Source organism: Bacillus hominis (assembly GCF_018332515.1).
Classification (GTDB): Bacteria; Bacillota; Bacilli; order Bacillales; family Bacillaceae_G; genus Bacillus_A; species Bacillus_A hominis.
This window is the reverse complement of record NZ_BOQD01000526.1, coordinates 1-434: the sequence shown is the minus strand read 5'-3', so window position 1 is coordinate 434 and position 434 is coordinate 1. Positions and strand designations below refer to the sequence as shown.

At 50.9% G+C, this 434-nt stretch carries 1 protein-coding gene; it reads left to right on the top strand.

The annotated features are described in order from the left end of the window. The coding region (locus KI356_RS27115; protein ID WP_212936995.1) for a serine hydrolase at window positions 1-434 on the top strand (434 nt) is incomplete at both ends.

Here is a 434-nt window from a genome sequence, read left to right as displayed (position 1 = left end):
GAGTACTCACCAGTCACAGAAAAGCATCTTACGGATGGCATGACAGTAAGAGAATTATGCAGTGCTGCCATAACCATGAGTGATAACACTGCGGCCAACTTACTTCTGACAACGATCGGAGGACCGAAGGAGCTAACCGCTTTTTTGCACAACATGGGGGATCATGTAACTCGCCTTGATCGTTGGGAACCGGAGCTGAATGAAGCCATACCAAACGACGAGCGTGACACCACGATGCCTGCAGCAATGGCAACAACGTTGCGCAAACTATTAACTGGCGAACTACTTACTCTAGCTTCCCGGCAACAATTAATAGACTGGATGGAGGCGGATAAAGTTGCAGGACCACTTCTGCGCTCGGCCCTTCCGGCTGGCTGGTTTATTGCTGATAAATCTGGAGCCGGTGAGCGTGGGTCTCGCGGTATCATTGCAGC